The sequence below is a fragment of the Pseudomonas sp. S2_E01 genome, from assembly GCF_054668365.1.
This window is the reverse complement of sequence record NZ_CP162762.1, coordinates 1,612,081-1,631,565: the sequence shown is the minus strand read 5'-3', so window position 1 is coordinate 1,631,565 and position 19,485 is coordinate 1,612,081. Positions and strand designations below refer to the sequence as shown.

Below are 19,485 nucleotides of genomic sequence, written 5' to 3'. Positions count from 1 at the left end.
ACGACCAACGGTATGGCCTGGTTTTCTGTCAGGCAAAAAAATGGGCCACCCCTTCCAGGGCAGCCCATTGTCGTTTCGGCGGTTTTCGTGGTGTCTACACCAATCGCTCGATCTTCTGATGCTTCCACACCCGTTTGTAATACGCCGTCTGCAACAGCAGCATCCCCAGGTAAGCCACCGGGAACGCCATCCACACGCCCGGCAATCCGAAGTGTCCGTCCAGCACGTAGGCCGCCGGTAACTGCACGCCCAGCACGCAGATAATCGAGATCCCCATGGGTACCAGCACCGTGCCGCTGGCGCGCATGATGCCGCCGATGATTGCCTGGAAGCCAAACACCAACAGGCTCCAGAGCATGATGTGCAGCAAGTGTTCTGCCATGGTGCGGGTGGCGTCTTCGGTGAGGAACAGGCCGAGCAGCCAGTGCGACAACAGGTAACCCAGCAGCACCAGGCCACCGGTCAGGCAGACGTTGATCCACAATCCCGTGCGCAGTATCGGCCCGATGCGCTCCACCCGTCCCGCGCCAATCGCCTGTGCACCGAGGATCGAGGCAGTGATAGCAATCGACAGCGCTGGAAACTGCACATAATTGACGATCTGCGTTACCGCGCCATAGGCCGCCGTCGCCTGGGAGCCGTGCTGGTTGACCAGTGCCAGGATCACCAACTCCGACAGCGATAACACCACCATCTGAAGTCCCGTGGGCAAACCGATGCGCAGCACCTTGCCGAGGATTTCCCGATCAAGGCGCATCGCCGCGAACATCTCACGATCCGGCGCCAAGGGATGGTCGCGTCGGATCAACCGCCACGCCAACCATCCCATCGCCGCCAGGTTACCGACCAACCCGGCATACGCCGCGCTTTGAATCCCCAGCATCGGCAAGCCGAACCAGCCGCGAATCAGGGCCGGGGTCAGCGCCAGGCCGATCAGCGTAGACACCAGCAACGCCATCAGCGGCGACAGCGTGTCGCTGACCCCGCGCAGCAATTGGGTGAACAGCACGTAGACCAGCAGCGACGGCATGATCCACAACATCACATGGGCATACGCGACCGCGTCGTCCAGCACATCCGCCGGCGTGCCCAAACCCTGCAATGCGCGTCGGGCGAACACGGTGCCCAGCACTGCGGCGAACAACCCGATGATCGCGCCGAGCAGCAAGGTGGTGGCCGCGATGGTTTTCACCAGATGGGTTTCGCGAGCCCCCCACGCCTGACCGATCAACACCCCTGCCCCGGCGCCGAGGCCGATGACCAGGGCGATGAAAAAGAATACGATGGGAAACATCCCCGACACCGCCGCCAGCGCCTGGGTACCGAGCATCTGGCCAATGTAAATGCTGTTGACCGAACCTGTCATTGACTGGAGAAAATTGGACAGGACCATAGGGCCCAGAAACAACAGATAGGTTTTCCAGAGGGGTTGTTGGGTGATTGCGGTTTGCATGAAGTGCAAGTCCAGCTCAGACGGCGAGGATCGAATTCTAGAGGATAGCGGTGGTGGGGATGAATATTTTGAAATAACCCGATGGGGCCCTTTGTACGCCTTCCACGGTGAATGGAGGTCAAACGCAAATCTCTAGGAACGAGCATGCTCGCAATGGAGGCCCAGACACCGCGGGCCTCCAGACAGCCCAGCGTCATCGTTAACGACCCTCGCGGGCAAGCCCGTTTCTACAGAGTCAGGACACCAACATGAGCGAAAAGAAATCGCCCGTCACGCTCAACGAAGACATCTGCGTTCATGTCTTCACCGCCTCGGCGGCCATGGTGGGCGTGTGTATTACCGTGATCGGGATTTTCCAGGTGGTCGGCACCCTGAAAAGTGCCGATTCCATTGGCGATGACCTGCTGGCGATCAACGCCATCCTGTATCTGATCACCACGCTCATGTCCTATTGGTCGCTGCGCACCCGCCAGTTCCAGCGCAATCACTTCATGGAAAAACTGATCGACATCCTGTTCCTGGTCGCCCTGACCTGCACCACGGGGATTGCCGGGTTCATTACGTGGGCGATCACCTTTACCTGAGGCCCTTGCCCCCTACACCACCATCGCGATCAACTGCCCCGGCGTCATCTTCGTCACCATGATCAGCACAATCATGAACATCCCTCCAAACCCCGCGATGCCCATCCAGAACCATTGGCGGTACACGCTTCGGTAGCCGTCATCCAGCGCTTTGCCCATTGCCACAGCGCTCGACGCCATCCGGCCCAAGCGCTTTTGCAGCACCAGCACCGGCAGCCACAGCGAACCCACGCAGAGGAAGATGACCAGCGCGGTCAGCACCCAATCGGTGCTCAGGGGCAGACCGGCGATTTTTATCAACGCGTAGCCGGTGATGATCTGGATGAAGCCGGCGGGTGTGGTAATCCAGGTGTCGAATCGCACCACCATCCTGGCCACGTGCGCAATCACCTGCGGGTTGGCCGTGCGGCTGGCGGCTATCAGGTACAGGTAGGAGCCCATGCCGAAACCGAACAGGAAAATGGCGGCGATGATGTGCAGGTATTTAAGGCAGAGGTAGAGCATGATCAGTGCTGCTCGTCAGAAAAATGCACGGACAGGCTCAGGTTCTGCGGGTCATTGATGGCGGCCATGTACTCGTCGACGCTGATTTCACCCACGCACGGCCGGGCTCCGGTTGCAGGCGTGAAGCCTTGGGCGATCTTCGCCGCCAGTGCGACCGCCGCACAACTGGGGATCTGTGGCCCCTTGTCATTGCGTGCCGTAAGTTGCGCGGTCATGGACAGCGGTTGGTGTTGTGCACCGATGCCGTGAACGTCGATGTACATCGCACTTTTGCCATCCCCCAGCCGCTCGAACCACAACCCCCAACGATGCAGCCTGGCGGCCCACACAGCATGATCGCGCACGATCCCCATCTTCAGGGCCTGGGCCAGCAGACAGTTGGCGACACCGCCGAGCTTGAGGCCGGAGCCGGCCTTGAAGCTCAGGGTGTGGGCGCCATAACGACCCGCAAATATATCCATGTCGGGCACGTCGACATTGGCCAGCAGCCGATGTCCCAGGTGGGGCATCTTGCGCAACGTCAGGTCTTGCCAGCCGATCACTTCGTGCACTTGGCCGTTCTTGAGCTGGCGGATCGGTTTGCCCGCGTAGGCGAACACACCTTCGACGGTCGACAGCCCCGGCATCTTGGCGGAGGAAGAAATGCCGTGCTCAATGCTGTCGATGCGTTTGAAGCGATGGCGCTGTTCATCGATGATCGCCGACGACAGCGTAGGCACCGAGCTGCAGCCACTGAGAATGGCCACGCCCGCCCGTTTCGCCCGGTCATCGAGCACAGCGATGCCGTTGACGAAGGTTCGGCAATCGGACAGGTCGCAGTAATTCACGCCTGCGTCGATACAGTGCTCGGCGACGGCATAGGATTGGCCCTGGAAAGGGCCACCGGTGTGGACCACCAGTTGAATGTTCAGCGAACGCAGCACAGCGGTGAATGCCGTACCCATCGCATCACCGCACCAGCTCTCGCAGGTACTGCCCGACAGGGCGTTGAGCTCATCGACCTTGCGCTGCAATTTGCGGGGATCACGGCCCGAGATCACCAGGTCGATGCCCGGCATCACCACCAGATGCTGGCAGACGATACTGCCAAAATTCCCGTACCCGCCAATCACCAATACCCTTAACGCCATTCATCTCTTCCCTGAAAAACGGTCGGACAGTTGCCTTCCACGGCGGGGAGCTTTACTGATAATGGCGGGACGGGCAAGTCCAGGGGATTAACCAATCACCTTCGCATACACCGTTCGATCCACATTGCCCCCCGACAAAATCACCCCCACCTTCTTCCCGGCCATCGCTCCGCGCTCCTGCATGAGCGCCGCCAATGCCGCTGCGCCGGCGCCTTCGGCAAGGTTGTGGGTGTCGGTGTAATAAACGCGCATGGCCTCGGCGATCTCCGCATCGTCGACTGAAACGATGCGCGCCGCTCCGGCCAGGTAACGTTCGAAGGCTTCGGGGATGGGTTTGCGCACGGCCAGGCCGTCGGCGAAGGTATTGGCCGAGGCGGTTTCGCACAGGCTGCCGGATTCGAACGATAACTTCGCTGCGGCGGCTTCGGTGGACACCACGCCCACCACTTGAGTGTCCAGGCCCAGCGCATCGCGGGCGGCAATGACCGCGCAGATCCCCGAGCCGCAGCCAATCGGTACGTAGACGGTGTGAAGATCCGGCGCCGCGGTGAACAGCTCCAGCGCATAGGTGGCCACGCCCTTGACCAGTTCAAAGTGGAACGGGGGCACCAGGTACAAGCCTTGCGTCTGTGCCAGGCGTGCGGCCTCTTCCCGGGCTTCATCGAAATCACGACCGAACTCGACCACTTCGCCACCGAAGCCGCGCATGGCGTTGTTCTTTTCCACCGAGTTGCCCAGAGGCACCACGATCAATGCGCGCAGCCCGGCTGCCGCTGCGGCCAGCGCAACGCTCTGGCCATGGTTACCCCGCGTCGCAGAGACAATGCCCTTCACGTTCGGATGCGCCTGTTTGAGCCAGCGCATGAAGGTGATGCCGCCGCGCACCTTGAAGGCGCCGGTCGGCGTATGGTTTTCGTGCTTGACCCACACCGTGCAGCCCAGCCGTTCGGCCAGCAACGGCCAGGCGTACTGGGCGGTGGCGGGCATGACCTGGTAGACGCAGCGAGCCGCCTGTTCGATGTCGTCGCGTGTCAGCGTGTGCATGTGCAACCTCCTGAGAATTTCGCTCAGTCTAGGCAGGAGCACCCTGCGTCGGCTTTCAAAAAACTGACCTGATGCCGTCTCTTCACTACTATGCGGTAATGAGCCAGCCCAAACCTCCACCGCCAACCCTCGCCGTCGAACCGGTCCGCCGTGTCGAAGCCGGCCCCTGGGCGATAGAACTGCTGCCCGGCTCGGCCTATTCGGCGCGCTATGTCGCCAGTCATTCGGCGATTGGCTTTGCCTTCGACAGCCAGCGAGGCGTGCATGCCATCGGCAGCGACCGCGTGCAGCCCTTTGTTGCCACACCCAACAGCCTGGCGTTCGTGCCGGCCGGGTGTGACGTGCTTTCCGAATCCCCCGGCGGCGGCGAGTACCTGCGGGTGATGCACGCCCAGGGCCTGGAGGTGATCGGTGACCACGCCTTCAACAATCGCATTGATTCACAGGCCATCGCGCTGGCGCTGCGCATGCGCATCGCGTTGCTGCGGTCTTCGGTGGATGACGATTGGGAAGCCTGGGCGCTGGCCCTGATGGAGCGGGCGCAGGGGCAGGATGCGCTGGCTGCACCGCTGCGAAGCTCCATCACCGCTAGCCGGCTGCGTCTGCTCGATGAGTTCATCGACGCAGGCCTGGGTGGCCCGCTGAGTGTGCAGGCGATGGCGCGATTGCTGGAGTTGTCAGAAGGCTTCTTCATCCGCGCGTTCAAGCAGGCCACGGGAAAAAGTCCCCACAGCTACCTGATCGACCGGCGCCTGGCCACCGCCCGGGCGCGACTGATCGATTCAAGCGCAAGCCTCGCCGACATCGCCCTCACCTGCGGCTTCAATTCCCAGGCGCATATGACGACAGTGTTCAAGCAGCGGCTGGGCGTCAGCCCGGCGCAATTACGCCCGACCCGCTGGATCAGATAGCGGCAAAGCCCTCGACGCTGTCAGGCCACGCGGACAACACCTCAAAACCGTGGTCCGTAACCGCCACCATATGTTCCCACTGGGCTGACAGCGAATTGTCCCGGGTCACCACGGTCCAGCCGTCCGCCAGTGTGCGCACATGGCGCTTGCCGGCGTTGAGCATCGGTTCGATGGTGAAAATCATCCCGCTTTTCAACGTCAGACCCTGCCCCGGATAGCCGTAATGCAGCACCTGCGGCTCGTCGTGGTAGACCTTGTTGATGCCGTGCCCGCAGTACTCGCGCACGACGCTAAAGCCCTCGTTTTCGGCATGCGCCTGAATGGCGTGGCCGATGTCGCCAAGGGTGGCGCCGGGACGGACCCTGCGAATGCCGGCGCACAGGGCGTCATAGGTGGTCTTGACCAGGTGCCGCGCCTCGGGGGCGGGCTCACCCACGAAATACATGCGACTGGTGTCGCCATACCAGCCCTCTTTTTTCACCGCGATGTCGATGTTGACGATGTCGCCGTCCTTCAGCACGGTTGCCGACGGCAGGCCATGGCAGACCACTTCGTTAATCGAGGTCAGCACCGTTTTCGGATAGCCGAGATAACCGACGTTGCCAGGAATCGCCTTTTGCACATTGACGATGTACTCGTTACAAAGGCGGTCGAGCTCCTCGGTGGTGACGCCGGCCTGCACATGGGGTGCAATCATCGCCAGCACTTCGGCGGCGAACATGGCCGCGGTGCGGGACCTGGCAATGTCCGCCGGGGTGTTGATGCGCACGTTCGCCCTCATTTGCGTGCGCCGCCTGCGGACTCAAGCACGGGGGCACTGTCGGCAAGACCGCAGAGGCGTTTCAGCTCAAGCCCGCCCTCGAGCTCCGCGCGTACCAGCATTCGGCAGATCTCGGTGTGGTCGAGATTGGGGTGCAGCTCGGCGAGCATGCCGATGCGCATCCAATGTTCGGCCTGAGCGTTGATCGAGCGACTCAGCGCGTTACTCGCCACGCGCAGGTGCTCATGCAGGTCTTCAGAGATTTTGACAATGCCCATGGGTTTCACTATATGAAATGTATATGTTTCATATCTTACGTGAATGCCCTGTAAAAGGACAATGGCAGGTCACACTGATGATTCGCGCTGCTCATGCTCAATTAATGAACAATACGTGACAGCCCACGTGCGCTCTGGTTTTCAGAATATTATCCACAGGAATACCCACTCATTTTGTGGATAGTTCTCGCTCGAAACCGGGCACACCTTAGGATGATGGCAATCTTTCGCAAAGGATGATTAAGTGAGAGGCTGTGCACATGCCCCCTGTTTACGCTGCGAGTTTCTCGCCAAGGATGAACAATGATCATCGGTTCAACGTCATCGCAAGCGATGGCTACCTACACCGCTTCCGCCGGCGCCGCGTCCGCGACGGCATCGCAAGGACGTGTTCCGCAGAGCAGGACGCAGGCGGACAAGGCGCAAAACACTGATTCGATCTCGCTTTCGGACAAGTCCAGCGACTACAGCAAATCGATTGCTGACAACAAACCCTACTTTCCTGCCCGCGAAGGCATGAGTGCCGACGCACTGGTCCTGGGCGTTGCCAATCCCGGCGCGGTCTCCAGTTCCAAGGACAAGACCTTCGCCGAAGTGGCGACTGATGCACGCAAGCGCATGGATGAAAAATATGCGCTGATGAAAGCCAGCGACAAGCCTTACACCGGCAGCGATGAAGACCGCAACAGCTTGATGGGCGACCTCGACCGGCGTTCGCTGAATGCAGTGGCCAGCAATGAAGGTGGGCTGTTCACGGCCCAGGAACAGGCGTCGGCGCAAGCCTTGATGCGCCAGCAAGGCCGACTTGCCACCGGCTACTACAGCGGCCCGGCGGACCAGGAGAAAAACTGGAAAGATCCGTTTGCCAACGATCCCTATGGCCGGGCAAAAGCAGCACTGGATTTCATGAACAACATGAGCCCGGAAGAAAAGGCCAAGCCCGAATGGCTGTCGCAACGCTTGTCCCTGGAAGCCGCACTGAACCAGAGCCAGGGTTCGGAGCTTGACCCCGACAAGAAAAAAACCGGCCACTTCCCCAACCTCGCGGAAATTCTTTCAGGCGCCGTGACGCAGTCTGACGACGAGAAGTCCAGCCAATCACGCTACGGTGATCCTTCGGCGCAGATACTGAAGGGCCTCGAATCGCGCAATGCCTGACGCCTCGGTCCCGCCGTACGGGACGCAGACCCGGTAATCGGCTGCGTTCCATCCCAATGCAGTGTGTCATGATGCCCCCTCAACGTTGTCCATTGTGGCTCGCTAACGATGAGGACTGTTCATGAGCAAAGCACCCTACGTTCCGCCCCAGGTCTGGAAACACGAAGCGCCGTCTGGCGGCCAGTTCGCCAGCATCAATCGGCCGACTGCCGGTCCCACCCATGACAAGGACTTGCCCGTCGGCAATCATCCATTGCAGCTCTACTCACTGGCCACGCCCAATGGTGTGAAGGTCACCATCCTGCTCGAAGAGTTACTGGCCCTGGGGCATGGCGGCGCGCAATACGATGCGTGGCTGATCCGTATTGGCGAGGGCGATCAGTTCTCCAGCGGCTTCGTCGAAATCAATCCAAACTCGAAAATCCCGGCGCTGCTGGACCGCAGCGTGGAGCCTGCTGTACGGGTATTCGAATCCGGCTCGATCCTGTTGTACCTCGCGGAAAAATTCGGCGCGTTCCTGCCAAGCGACCTCGCGGGGCGGACCGAGACCCTGAACTGGCTGTTCTGGCAGATGGGCTCGGCCCCCTACCTGGGTGGCGGTTTCGGGCATTTCTATGCCTACGCACCGGAGAAGTTCGAGTACCCGATCAACCGCTTCACCATGGAAGCCAAGCGCCAACTGGACGTGCTCGACCAGCGCCTGGCGCAAAACCGATACCTGGCCGGCGACCGCTACACCATCGCGGACATCGCCGTCTGGCCCTGGTACGGCCAACTGGTGCGCAACAATGTGTACTCGGCGGCCGAGTTTCTTTCCGCCCACGAATACACGCACGTGCAGCGTTGGGCTGAAGAGATCGCCCAGCGGCCGGCGGTGATTCGTGGACAGCGGGTCAACCGTACCTGGGGTGATGAAGCAAGCCAGGTGCCGGAGCGTCATGACGCAGCGGATCTGGATTGAGGGTAGGTCTTTAGCTGTGGAGGTCACTTGAAACCATCGCGAGCAGGCTCGCTCCCACAGTGGATCCTCCCAACTCACCGCAGCCCCCTGTAGGAGCGAGTTCACTCGCGATGGTCGTCAACGATGACACGGGGCATCTGGCAGCCCGCCCCTACAGAGGCTGAGTGCCGCCCAGCCACGCAGTTGCCATCAGCGCCTGGAGCCCCATCGGCCTGGAGAAGTAATAACCCTGGGCCTGCCCTGCCCCCATCTCGCGCAACAGGACCAGCGTTTCTTCATCCTCGACCCCTTCGGCCACCACGCTCAGGTCCAGCGACTCAGCCATGCGCACGATCGCACGGACGATGGCGCGACTGCGTGCGCTGGTGGTCAGTTCGAGGATGAACGACTTGTCGATTTTCAAACCACTGAAACGGTATTGATGCACATAGCTCAGGGATGAGAACCCGGCGCCGAAGTCATCGAGCACCACCGACATCCCATTATCGGCCAACTGCTGCATGGTCAACCGGGCCATGGCCGGCTCGGCCACCAGTGCGCCTTCGGTCAACTCCAGGCAGATACGCGACGGCTCGACCCCGTGTTGGCCCAACAGGACCAGTACATCCCTGGCGAAATCCGGGCGGGTCATGCTGTAGCTGGAGCAATTGACATGCACTGGCGGCCAATGGGCGTGCTCGGGCTGGGAGAGGATCACGGCGACGCTGGTGAGCATGTACAGGTCCAGGCGGCCGATCAGGCGCAGGCCCTCGACCTCCGGCAGAAACTCACCCGGTGCGATCACGCGACCATTCGGTTGGCGCCAGCGGATCAACGCCTCGAGAGCCAACAGTTCGCCAGTTTCGACGCTGACAATGGGCTGGAAGTACGGCAGCAGCTCGTCGGTGCGCTTGAGCGCATTGCGCAAGGCCCCTTCTCGCTCCATCTGATCGGAGACCTCACGGCGCACCTCCTGGTTGAACACCGCGTAACTGTCACGCCCGGCACTCTTGACCCGGTACATCGCCGCGTCGGCATCGCGCAACAGGTCAGCCGGCTCGAGATGAAACTGACTGTCGGCGCTGACAATGCCGATGCTGCAGGAGGAAAACACTTCATGGCCATTGATGAAGAACGGCCGGTCGAACGCCAGCAGGATACGTTCGGCGATCTCGGTGACGACCTCCATCGGCGCTTCGGGTGCAAGCACTGCAAATTCGTCACCGCCCAGGCGGGCCAGCATGTCGGCCTCGCGCAGGCAGCCGCGCAAGCGGTGGGCGGCCTGCATCAGCAGCAGATCGCCAAAATGGTGGCCGAGGCTGTCGTTGACCATCTTGAAACGGTCGAGGTCGATGAACATCACCGCCAGATGTCCGCCCTCGCGGTCGAACCGCATCCAGGCGAGGTTCAGGCGTTGTTGCAGGTAAGTGCGATTAGGCAGCCCCGTGAGCGCATCGTGGGAGTTTTCGTGAAGCAGCTTGGCATTGGCGTGGTCGAGTTCGCGGGTGCGGTTCAGTACCCGGGCCTCGAGCTTGAGATTGGCGGCATGGATCGCTTCGGCGGCGGTGCGCCGCGACAACGCGGTGTCGATGTGTCGCGACACGAACGTCAGTAATTCCTGATCACGTTGGGTATAGCGCACAGCCGAGGTATAGCTCTGCACCGCCAGCACGCCACGCACCCCATCACCATCAAACAACGGAATGCCCAGCCACGAACAGGACCGAACCGATTCATCAATTTCGATCTCACCGCGCGATGCCAATCGATCGGCATCGTCGAAGTCGATCAGGCACGGGCGACGCTGGCGAATCACGTACTCGGTCAAGCCCCGGTTCCCGCGTCTTGGCAACGGGCAGGTCTTCTGGCGCTCATCGACGTAGTACGGAAAGGTCACCTCCGAGGTCGCGTCATCGAACAGTGCGATGTAGAAGTTCTCGGCGAACAGCAGATCGCCGACGATGCCGTGCAGGGTCTGGAAAAATTCGGTCATGTCACCGGGCTGGCTCGACAGCTCGGCAATCTGGAACAACGCACTCTGCAAATGCTCGGCGCGTTCGCGGTCCGACACTTCCTGGCGCAAGGCATCGTTGACCGCTGAAAGCTCCAGGGTACGACGCATGACCGTCTGCTCCAGATCCTCGCGGTGCAGCAGCCGGTCCAGCGCCATCGCCACATGGCGGGCCACGACCAGGAACAAGGCGCGATCCTCGGCGCTGTAGGTCCGGGAAACGTCGTAGACCTGCATGGCGAGCATGCCGAATACCTCGTCAGAGGCATTCTTCAACGGCGCCCCCATCCAGTATTCGGGACGATCACCCACGCAGTAGAAACGCCCTTCTGCCTGGGCCGCGAGAATGCCCGCGGCGTCGATCAGCAGCGGTTGGCCGGAGGTCAACACCTGGCCGGTCAAGGACAGATGCGAAGGGTCGAGGTATTCGTAGTTCTCGGACTCCAGGGCATCGACGTCGATGATGTCGACGTAATAGGGGTAGTCGATCTTGTGAGTGTGCGAGTCATACAGCGCGAGATAGAAGTTCTCGGCATCGATCAGCCCGGCCAGCAGTTGATGCACGCCTACCAGGAACACCGAGCGGTCGCGGGTCGAACTGGCCAGGTAAGTGATTTCGTAGAGCACCCGTTGGGTATTCTGCGCACGGGCCAGCGTATCGGTCTGCAACCGGATGCCCAGGCGCTGGGCAAAATCGGTGAGCGCCGGTCCTGCGCCATCGTCCAGGGGGGCGAGTAGCCAACCCAGTTCGCTTTCACCTCTACCGGTCGGCCAGCGCTGCAGACGCCAGTCCCGGCAAAAGCTGTCGAAGTCTTCATTGGCGACGCTGGATGGCCACTGAACCTGGGGATCGCCCTGACCGATCAGGTGCAGTTGTTCACCGGCACGGTAAACGACCCACGCTTTGGTATGGCCCCACTGGCGAGCAGATTCCAGCAAACGCTCGATCGTTTCCTCGTCACCGGTGCTGGCCCTGCCGACAGTATCCGAATTCCCTTCCAATGCGGAGGCGGCCACGCCTCTGTCATCGGGTTGCAGAGGGAAGTCGGTCAATGGACGAAAACTCATCTGCCCTCCCTGAGCCAAAACTGGCAATAGCCCCTTACCGGACGCAAGCAAAATTGCCGGTGAGCTTCTCGTTTAAAGGTTCCCAGCGTTTTTTTCAATGGTTTTGTTCGCTTTGCAACCCGCCAAAGGATAGCCAACTCGATATTTGTGAATGCCCCCCTATCGGCAGCCTTCCAGTCCAATACGCAAATCACCCCTTGACGGCCGCTTCGATCCCCGCAATGTCGATCTTGATCATCTTCATCATGGCTTCAAACGCACGCTTGGCCACAGCGGGGTCCGGATCGATGATCGCGGCCGACAGCACCCGCGGTGTGATCTGCCACGACAGGCCCCACTTGTCCCGACACCAGCCGCAGGCGATGGCTTCACCGCCATTGTCGATAATGGCATTCCACAAACGGTCCGTCTCAGTCTGGTCGTCGGTGGCCACCTGGAACGAAAATGCGCCGTTGTGCGGCGTTCCGGAACCACCGTTCAAACCGAGACACGGCAGGCCCATCACCGTGAGTTCAACGGTCAGCACATCACCCTGCTTGCCCGCCGGATAGTCGCCAGGCGCGTGATGGACGGCCTCCACCGAGCTGTCTGCAAAGGTTTTGGCGTAGAACGTCGCCGCCTCCAGCGCATCCCTTTCGTACCAGAGGCAAATCGTGTTTTTGCTGAGCATAGCGGTAGTCTCCAATTGTGTTGGGCTGACACTTGAGTCTAGCTATGCTTGGTCGAACGGGATGCGGTTCATTCGACAACACGACGACCAACGCTGCGAAAAATAGCGGCAAACGCTTACAATCGCCGCGCTTTTCAACCCACTCAGGTAAACCAGTCAGGTTATGGCGCTCGATCCTGTAACGATGTTGACCATCTCGATTGCCCTCGCAGCGGCGGCAGCCTTGTACCTGGCAATCGAATGGCGCAGCGTGCGTGAACCTTCTCTGCTGTTCTGGAGCGCAGGATTTGCAACCATTTCTCTGGGCTCGACCCTCGCCCTGCTGCGAGTCAGCGGGTTGCTCCTGATCGGCATCTGGTTCGCCAATGGCCTGCTGGTGACCGCTCACTTTTTGTTCCTGCTGGGCGTCGCGCGGTTTACCGAAGTGCGCCTGTCCCGTGGCTGGTACCTGATTTTCGTCGCCTGGCTGGCCATGTTGCTGCTGCCCGACGAGCCGGCGTGGTCGAAGATCATGCTGGTGGCCAACTCACTGTTGGTGGCCCTGCCGACACTTCGTGCCAGTTTCCTGCTACGGCCCCATGGCCGGTCGTTGAGCGTCGGCGCGGTGCAGTTGCGTTTTGTACTGCTGACCCATGGGCTCTTCTACACGGCGAAGGCAATCTCGGTGATTATTCCCGGCACCCTGATCGATCTGGCGGCCTTTCGTGGAGAGATCATCCAGATTTCGCTGGTCGAAGGCGCGATGGCGATCATGCTGATCGCCCTGTCGATGACCGGAACCGAGCGCTATCGCCGGGAAAAACGTATTGCGCGACTGGCCGCGCGCGATCCGCTGACTGCCCTGTACAACCGTCGCGCCCTGGAAGTACGGGCACCACGGCTGTTGGCCGACGTTTCCAACAGGCGCCCGGGTGCGTTGCTGCTGATTGATATCGACAACTTCAAACTGGTCAACGACCTCTACGGCCATACCGCCGGCGACCGATTGCTGATCTCGCTGAGCGAGATGATCCGTTCGGTGCTGCCTGAAGGCGCACTCGCGGCCCGCCTGGGGGGTGACGAGTTCGTCATCCTGCTCAAGGATGCCTCCAGCGAGCGCATCATGGGGTTGGGCAGCCAACTGCGTTCTCGTTTTCAGCAGGCAGCCTGTGAGGCCTTCGTCACCCCTGTGCCGGTCACGCTGAGCATAGGCGCCAACCTATTCAACCAACCGCCGGCCAGTTTGGCCGGGCTGATCGAACAAGGCGACGCCGCGCTGTACGAGTCCAAGCGCGGCGGCCGCGACAGCATCCGCCTGGTGGATCGCACCCTGGCGAGTACCGAACTGCAACGCGGCTGATCGGCTATTCCTCGCGCCCCGTCCCCTCGCGATCGTGCTCGTAGCGGTGAGCGAGAGGAAACGCCGGCAGCCATGACTCGCGGCGACAGGTCCAGAGTTCGTAGGTGGGCGTCAATTGGTCGGGAACGTCCAGGGATCCGAGATTCACTTCGACTTCATCGTCGCTGCGACCAAATACCGAAGATCCGCAACGCGGGCAGAAAAACCGTCCGGCGTAATCAGCGGTTTCGCCCCGTATGGTGACCGCCTGCTCCGGGAATATGGCGGACGCGTGAAACAGCGCGCCGTGGTGCTTGCGGCAATCGAGGCAGTGACACACGCCCACGCGATAGGGTCGTCCAGAAGCTTCGATCCTGACGCTGCCGCACAGGCAACCGCCGGTGAATCGTGCCATGTCTACAACTCCTTTTTCACTTTGTGGTTAAACCATAGCAGCCGCCATTGGTCGCAGCGGCCTTGATCTGTAGACGCTATTTGTCCTATTTTGAATCCATGGATTGCAATTGAGGTTTCGAACATGGCCGTTGCGCTTCAGCCATCAGCCTTCACCAAGAACCAATGCGTCACGGGCTTGCGGGCCGCCGTGGGCATCCTCGAAAAATGGCGTGCTTCCAGCGAGCAGGCCTGCCGCATCCTGCGCATTTCCCGCAGCACCTATACCCGCGCCCGCCAGCATGACCCCGACTGGTCGGTGGCGCTGGACGCGGACCAGATGCAGCGCATCAGTATCGTGCTCAATATTCACGCGGCGCTGCGCCTGGTGTTCGACAACCCGGAAAACGTCTACGGCTTCCCGTCGATGAGCAATGACAACGAGTTCTTCAATGGACGCTCACCGCTCGAGATCATGGCTCAGGGCGACATGATCTCCCTGTATGAAACCTTCCGCCGCATCGATGTGCTGCGAGGCGCGCAATGGTGAGGCTGGACCAACTCGCGGTCCTTGCCGACGAGCCGTTACAGGCCTATCGGTTGGTCAACTCGAAGTTCCCGCCAGTGGCGTTGTTCGATGACGTGGCGGATGCCGATGCGTTCGAGGTGCTGTACCAGATCCAGGCGCTCACCAATCCCCGGCTTAAAAACGAAGTCGGTCACCTGGAGCTGATTCGCCGCAGCGAAATTCCCTTTGGCATCCCCGGCTGTTCCTATGCAACAGCGCCCTTTACCCACGTGAATCCCTCAGGCTCGCGCTTCAGCGACGGCAGCTTTGGCGTGCTGTACCTGGCCGATACCCTGGAAACCGCGCTGGCCGAAGTGAAACATCACCAGAGCCTGTACTGGTCAAACGTGCCCCGCCTGAACTACGAGCGGTTTGTGTTTCGGGGGCTGTCATGCGCGTTCAGGCAAACCTCGATGAAGGATGCGACCACCCTTGCGCTGACCGATCCGATTTACGATCCCGACGATTACAGCGTTGCGCGGCGCCTGGGGAAAATGGTCAGGAAGGCGGGCTGCCCCGGGCTTCGCTACCACTCGGTGCGCAATGCCGGCAGCCAATGCTGGGCGTTGATGACGCCCAGGCCGGTGCTTTCAGTGATCCAGGCCGCGCATTACGAGATGGTCTGGAATGGCCAGATGACGAGTGTGAGCCAGATCAGCGAGGCGTAAAAACAACACCGCCCTCTCCTGTAGGAGCGAGCACGCTCGCGATGGTAGCCCAGGCACCGTGGGCCGTCAGGTAGCCCGCGTCATCATTGACGACCATCGCGACGCCTCGACATGCTCGCTCCTACAGGGATAGTTCCCGCAGGGTGACCTCTACAGATGGATATCCCGATCCTTGGTTTCCGGCATGAAGAATATGCCAAGTACCGCCGTCATCACCGCAATGACAATCGGATACCACAGCCCATAGTAGATATCCCCCGTGGCCGCGACCATCGCGAAGGCCACGGTCGGCAGAAAGCCGCCAAACCAGCCGTTACCGATGTGGTACGGCAGCGACATCGAGGTGTAGCGGATGCGCGCCGGGAACAGTTCCACCAGCCAGGCTGCAATCGGTCCGTAGACCATGGTCACGTAGATCACCAGGATGGTCAGCAGCAACAGCACCATCGGATAGTTGGTTTTCGCCGGGTCCGCCTTCTCGGGGTAACCGGCGTCCTTCAGCGCCGTTCCAAGGGTGGCGGTAAAGGCATCATTGCGAGTCTTGAAGTCCGCCGCCGGCATGCCGGTGCCTTCGAAACTCTCGACCACCTGGTTGCCAATGCGGATTTGCGCGACGCTGCCGGGAGCGGCGTTTTCATTGGTATAGGGAATGGCTCTCTTGGCCAGTACGGTTTTAGCGAGATCGCACGAACTGGTGAATTTGGCCTTGCCCACCGGGTCGAACTGGAAAGAGCACTGGTGTGGATCGGCGACGACCGTCACCGGATTTTTCTCCTGGGCGGCAAACACGTCGGGATTACCGTACTGGGTCAACGCGTGGAAGATCGGGAAGTAGGTCAGCGCCGCCAGGATGCACCCAGCCATGATGATGCCCTTGCGCCCGATGCGGTCTGACAGGCTGCCGAAAATCACGAAAAACGGCGTGCCGATCAAGAGCGAACCGGCAATCAGCAAATTGGCGGTCTGCGGGTCGATCTTGAGTGTTTGCAGAAGGAAAAACAGCGCATAGAACTGCCCCGTGTACCAGACCACGGCTTGGCCAGCCGTCCCCCCCAGTAGCGCCATGATCACGATTTTCAGGTTATCCCAGCGTGCAAAGGATTCGGTCAGCGGCGCCTTCGACGCCTTGCCCTCAGCCTTCATTTTCATGAACACCGGCGACTCGCTCAATTGAAGGCGGATGTATACCGAGACGATCAGCAGCAGGATCGACAGCAGGAACGGAATCCGCCAGCCCCAGGCTTCGAATGCTTCAGTGCCGAGAATCGTGCGGCAGGCGAGAATCACCAGCAACGACAGGAACAGGCCAAGGGTCGCAGTGGTTTGAATCCATGAAGTGAAAAAACCGCGTTTACCCTTCGGCGCGTGCTCGGCGACATACGTTGCCGCCCCGCCGTACTCGCCACCCAGTGCCAGGCCTTGCAACAGCCGCAGGGTGATGAGGATGACCGGCGCCGCCACGCCAATGGTCGCGTAGCCGGGCAGGAACCCTACCACGGCGGTGGAGACACCCATGATGACGATGGTGATTAGGAAGGTGTGCTTGCGTCCGATCATGTCACCCAGACGACCGAACACGATAGCGCCGAAGGGCCGTACAGCAAATCCCGCAGCGAATGCGAGCAAAGCGAAGATAAAGGCGGTGGTTTCGTTCACCCCAGCGAAAAAATGCTTGGCGATGATCGCGGCGAGGGATCCATAAAGGTAGAAGTCGTACCATTCGAATACAGTGCCCAGGGACGAGGCGAAGATCACCTTGCGCTCTTCCCTGCTGATCCCTCGGGTGGGCGAATCGCCCGTATTGTCGATTGCGGCCATGAGTCTTCTCCGTTCTGTTTTTGTTTTAGCTGACACGGATTGCGCCGCCTCACATCGCTGCAAGGTTTCCTGAAGCATAATCAGCTTCGCGAAGATATCCACTCGCCATCATGTATGACCTTTTCCTCTCGGACAGTGCGGGCGGACGGGGCGGGACGCCGTTGGTTCATTTGTGATACACAACACTCGCCAACCCGTCCCACGCTCAATGAGGCTTGACCATGAGTTTGAACGCTCGCCTACCAAAATTGATGATCTGCGCCCTGTCCGCCTTGATCGCTTGTGGCGCACAGGCCGATGTGACCCCACCGGCACCCGCCAGCCTGCAACCGCTCCTGGCGACCATGAACGAGCGGCTCAACATCGCGGATCGGGTAGCGCTGAGCAAATGGGACAGCCGTACACCGATCCAGGACAGTGCTCGGGAAGCGCAGGTCATCGCTGCCGCCCGAAAGCAGGCGATCATCCACAAGCTCAACCCGGAAGAAGTGGCCGAGTTGATCGCCGCGCAGATCGAAGCGAGCAAGCTGGTGCAATATGGATTGATTGCCCAATGGCAAGCGGCGGGCAAGGCGCCTGATACACCGCGATCGAACCTCGTCAAGGAAGTCCGACCACAACTCGATGAAGTGCAAAAACGCCTGCTACAGGCCTACGCCGGGTTCGCGCCCTATCGCACCCACCCCAATTGCGCTCGATGGCTGGCCAAGGCGCGATCAGCGTTGATCAAGGACGCCCTGCATGGACAGGGACTGATCCGGGCCACCGGTGATCTGTGCATCGTCAACTGAGCCTTACTGCGCCTGAAAGGTCTGCAAGTACGCCAGCACATCCTCGACCTTCTGCGGATCGCTCAAGCCCCAGAAAATCATCCGGGTGCCCGGCACGACTTTCTTCGGTGCTTCGAGGTAAGCCGTCAGGGTTTCACGGTTCCAGACCAGGCCGGCCGCTTTCATCGCGTCGGAATACTGGTAGTCCGTGGTCCCGCCCGAGGGACGGCCAAAAAGGTTGTTGAGCTGCGGCCCAAATGATGCCCGTGCCGACTCGCCGACCTGATGACATCCACCGCATAGACGTGGAAACAGTTTGGCCCCGGCGTCGGCATCACCCGCAGCAAACGCGTGCGAAACCCATCCCCCGCTCAGGGCGAATGCGAGTAAAGCGGCTTTCATTGTTTTGCTTCCAGAACAGAAAATGAAGGTCAGTTTGCGCTCGCCTGGAATTTCTTCCGGTAAGCCGCGGGCAGCAAGCCTACTCGCTCGCGGAACAAACGGCGAAAGGAATTCCCGTCTTCATAGCCAACTGTGTAGGTGATGCTGTCCAGGGTCATGCGTGTCGATTCGAGCAGCAGCTTGGCTTTTTCCAGTCGCAGGGTTTGCAGGTATGTCAGCGGCGTGTAGCCCGTCGCGTCCTTGAAACGCCGCTTGAAATTGCGCACGCCGAAACCGAACCGTCGGGCAACGTCATCGATCAGCACCGGCTGCCCAAAATGCGCTTCCAGCCAGTTCTGCACCTGCAGAATGTCGCCGTCGCCATGGTTCTTGGGCAGCGACCACATGACGTAGACCGATTGCTCGCTGCGCACGGTGTCGACCAGCAGGTACTTGCCGCAAGTCTGCGCCAACTCCAGCGAGGCGAAACGGCGCACCAGATGCAGCAGCAGGTCCATGGCCGCACTGGCGCCACCACTGGTGACGACGCCCCTGTCTTCGCAGACGATCTGCGTCGGGTCCAGGTCGACCTGGGCATACCGGCGGCGAAACAGGTCGGCGAAGGCCCAGTGCGTGGTGGCACGTACGCCTTCAAGCAAACCGGTTTCAGCCAGCATGAACGCCGCCGTGCACATCGAGGACACCACGGCCCCCTGCCCGTGCTGTTGACGCAGCCACGGTCCGTAAACAGCGAAGGCAGGCAGGGCCTCCTTGAGGGTGAAGAGAAAACCCGGGATCACCACCAGGTCGGTTCGCGGGATATCGGCGATGGCCCGGTCAACACGCAGCACCTGCCCACCCCATGCGTTGACATCCCGACCATCCAGCGACGCGCTGACCAGTTCGAATGGCGGTGTTTGCGCAAACAGGTTGGCGGCACTGAGTACCTCCAGCGCCAGGGTAGCGCTGGCGGCGGAACAGTGCTCGGCCAGCAACAAGGTCACATGCATGAATACCTCAATTGCGCTTTTCGCATGAAAAAAGTCATTTGCGCACCT

Annotated in this window: 20 protein-coding genes; 8 read left to right on the top strand and 12 right to left on the bottom strand. The window is 60.6% G+C overall.

Annotation, left to right across the window (positions count from 1 at the left end):
- Positions 1–94: 94 nt before the first annotated feature.
- A complete protein-coding gene (locus AB4O36_RS07470) occupies positions 95–1,453 on the bottom strand; it encodes an MATE family efflux transporter (protein WP_460141368.1) in 1,359 nt (452 codons plus the stop codon).
- Positions 1,454–1,701: 248 nt separating this feature from the next.
- Between AB4O36_RS07470 and AB4O36_RS07465 the strand changes: the two genes are divergently transcribed.
- Positions 1,702–2,037 (top strand): hypothetical protein, encoded by a 336-nt coding sequence (locus tag AB4O36_RS07465; protein ID WP_460123025.1) that lies wholly within the window; start codon positions 1,702–1,704, stop codon positions 2,035–2,037.
- A gap of 12 nt (positions 2,038–2,049) precedes the next feature.
- Here AB4O36_RS07465 and AB4O36_RS07460 read toward each other — a convergent pair whose 3' ends face one another.
- The 3 genes from AB4O36_RS07460 to AB4O36_RS07450 form a co-directional block, all read right to left on the bottom strand.
- Positions 2,050–2,541 (bottom strand): DUF2269 family protein, encoded by a 492-nt coding sequence (locus AB4O36_RS07460; protein WP_460141367.1) that lies wholly within the window; start codon positions 2,539–2,541, stop codon positions 2,050–2,052.
- Between the two features lie 2 nt (positions 2,542–2,543).
- Positions 2,544–3,671: a saccharopine dehydrogenase family protein gene (locus AB4O36_RS07455; protein WP_460141366.1), complete on the bottom strand. Its 1,128-nt coding sequence runs from the start codon at positions 3,669–3,671 to the stop codon at positions 2,544–2,546.
- An 87-nt stretch (positions 3,672–3,758) separates the two neighbouring features.
- Entirely contained in the window at positions 3,759–4,715 is a 957-nt protein-coding gene (locus AB4O36_RS07450) for a threonine dehydratase (RefSeq protein WP_460141365.1), read from the bottom strand.
- Positions 4,716–4,813: 98 nt separating this feature from the next.
- Here AB4O36_RS07450 and AB4O36_RS07445 point away from each other — a divergent pair, with 98 nt between their 5' ends.
- A complete protein-coding gene (locus AB4O36_RS07445; RefSeq protein ID WP_460142122.1) occupies positions 4,814–5,626 on the top strand; it encodes a helix-turn-helix transcriptional regulator in 813 nt (270 codons plus the stop codon).
- Here AB4O36_RS07445 and map read toward each other — a convergent pair.
- Together map and AB4O36_RS07435 are read right to left on the bottom strand one after the other, a co-directional pair.
- A complete protein-coding gene (gene map / locus AB4O36_RS07440) occupies positions 5,619–6,407 on the bottom strand; it encodes a type I methionyl aminopeptidase (RefSeq protein WP_460141364.1) in 789 nt (262 codons plus the stop codon). The genes AB4O36_RS07445 and map overlap by 8 nt on opposite strands.
- Entirely contained in the window at positions 6,404–6,664 is a 261-nt protein-coding gene (locus AB4O36_RS07435; RefSeq protein ID WP_460123007.1) for a ParD-like family protein, read from the bottom strand. Before AB4O36_RS07435 ends, map begins: the two co-directional genes overlap by 4 nt.
- 303 nt (positions 6,665–6,967) lie before the next feature.
- Between AB4O36_RS07435 and AB4O36_RS07430 the strand changes: the two genes are divergently transcribed.
- Positions 6,968–7,822 carry a hypothetical protein gene (locus AB4O36_RS07430; RefSeq protein ID WP_460123004.1) on the top strand — a complete coding sequence of 285 codons (855 nt, stop codon included), beginning with the start codon at positions 6,968–6,970 and terminating at the stop codon, positions 7,820–7,822.
- 121 nt (positions 7,823–7,943) lie between these two features.
- On the top strand, positions 7,944–8,783 hold the full coding sequence (gene yghU / locus AB4O36_RS07425) for a glutathione-dependent disulfide-bond oxidoreductase (RefSeq protein WP_460141363.1): 840 nt from the start codon (positions 7,944–7,946) through the stop codon (positions 8,781–8,783).
- Between the two features lie 151 nt (positions 8,784–8,934).
- Here yghU and AB4O36_RS07420 read toward each other — a convergent pair whose 3' ends face one another.
- Complete coding sequence (locus AB4O36_RS07420; protein ID WP_460122999.1) at positions 8,935–11,841, bottom strand: sensor domain-containing phosphodiesterase; 2,907 nt, start codon at positions 11,839–11,841, stop codon at positions 8,935–8,937.
- Between the two features lie 190 nt (positions 11,842–12,031).
- Entirely contained in the window at positions 12,032–12,511 is a 480-nt protein-coding gene (locus tag AB4O36_RS07415; RefSeq protein WP_460141362.1) for a VOC family protein, read from the bottom strand.
- Positions 12,512–12,674: 163 nt separating this feature from the next.
- Here AB4O36_RS07415 and AB4O36_RS07410 point away from each other — a divergent pair, with 163 nt between their 5' ends.
- Positions 12,675–13,850, top strand: coding sequence for a GGDEF domain-containing protein (locus AB4O36_RS07410; RefSeq protein ID WP_460141361.1), 1,176 nt, complete (start codon positions 12,675–12,677; stop codon positions 13,848–13,850).
- A gap of 4 nt (positions 13,851–13,854) precedes the next feature.
- Here AB4O36_RS07410 and AB4O36_RS07405 read toward each other — a convergent pair whose 3' ends face one another.
- Positions 13,855–14,244 carry a GFA family protein gene (locus AB4O36_RS07405; RefSeq protein WP_460141360.1) on the bottom strand — a complete coding sequence of 130 codons (390 nt, stop codon included), beginning with the start codon at positions 14,242–14,244 and terminating at the stop codon, positions 13,855–13,857.
- Between the two features lie 123 nt (positions 14,245–14,367).
- Here AB4O36_RS07405 and AB4O36_RS07400 point away from each other — a divergent pair, with 123 nt between their 5' ends.
- Together AB4O36_RS07400 and AB4O36_RS07395 are read left to right on the top strand one after the other, a co-directional pair.
- Positions 14,368–14,772, top strand: a complete 405-nt coding sequence (locus tag AB4O36_RS07400; protein ID WP_460141359.1) for an antitoxin Xre-like helix-turn-helix domain-containing protein — start codon at positions 14,368–14,370, stop codon at positions 14,770–14,772.
- Positions 14,766–15,458, top strand: coding sequence for an RES family NAD+ phosphorylase (locus AB4O36_RS07395; RefSeq protein ID WP_460141358.1), 693 nt, complete (start codon positions 14,766–14,768; stop codon positions 15,456–15,458). Before AB4O36_RS07400 ends, AB4O36_RS07395 begins: the two co-directional genes overlap by 7 nt.
- Before the next feature lie 150 nt (positions 15,459–15,608).
- Here the strand turns inward: AB4O36_RS07395 and AB4O36_RS07390 are convergent, their stop codons facing one another.
- Entirely contained in the window at positions 15,609–17,276 is a 1,668-nt protein-coding gene (locus AB4O36_RS07390; protein ID WP_460141357.1) for an MFS transporter, read from the bottom strand.
- Positions 17,277–17,497: 221 nt separating this feature from the next.
- Between AB4O36_RS07390 and AB4O36_RS07385 the strand changes: the two genes are divergently transcribed.
- Positions 17,498–18,067, top strand: coding sequence for a chorismate mutase (locus AB4O36_RS07385; protein WP_460141356.1), 570 nt, complete (start codon positions 17,498–17,500; stop codon positions 18,065–18,067).
- Positions 18,068–18,070: 3 nt separating this feature from the next.
- On the opposite strand, the gene AB4O36_RS07380 is transcribed toward AB4O36_RS07385, so the two are convergent.
- Both AB4O36_RS07380 and AB4O36_RS07375 read right to left on the bottom strand, forming a co-directional pair.
- Positions 18,071–18,448, bottom strand: coding sequence for a c-type cytochrome (locus AB4O36_RS07380; RefSeq protein WP_460122979.1), 378 nt, complete (start codon positions 18,446–18,448; stop codon positions 18,071–18,073).
- A 29-nt stretch (positions 18,449–18,477) separates the two neighbouring features.
- Positions 18,478–19,437 carry a GlxA family transcriptional regulator gene (locus AB4O36_RS07375; protein WP_460141355.1) on the bottom strand — a complete coding sequence of 320 codons (960 nt, stop codon included), beginning with the start codon at positions 19,435–19,437 and terminating at the stop codon, positions 18,478–18,480.
- Positions 19,438–19,485: the final 48 nt, after the last annotated feature.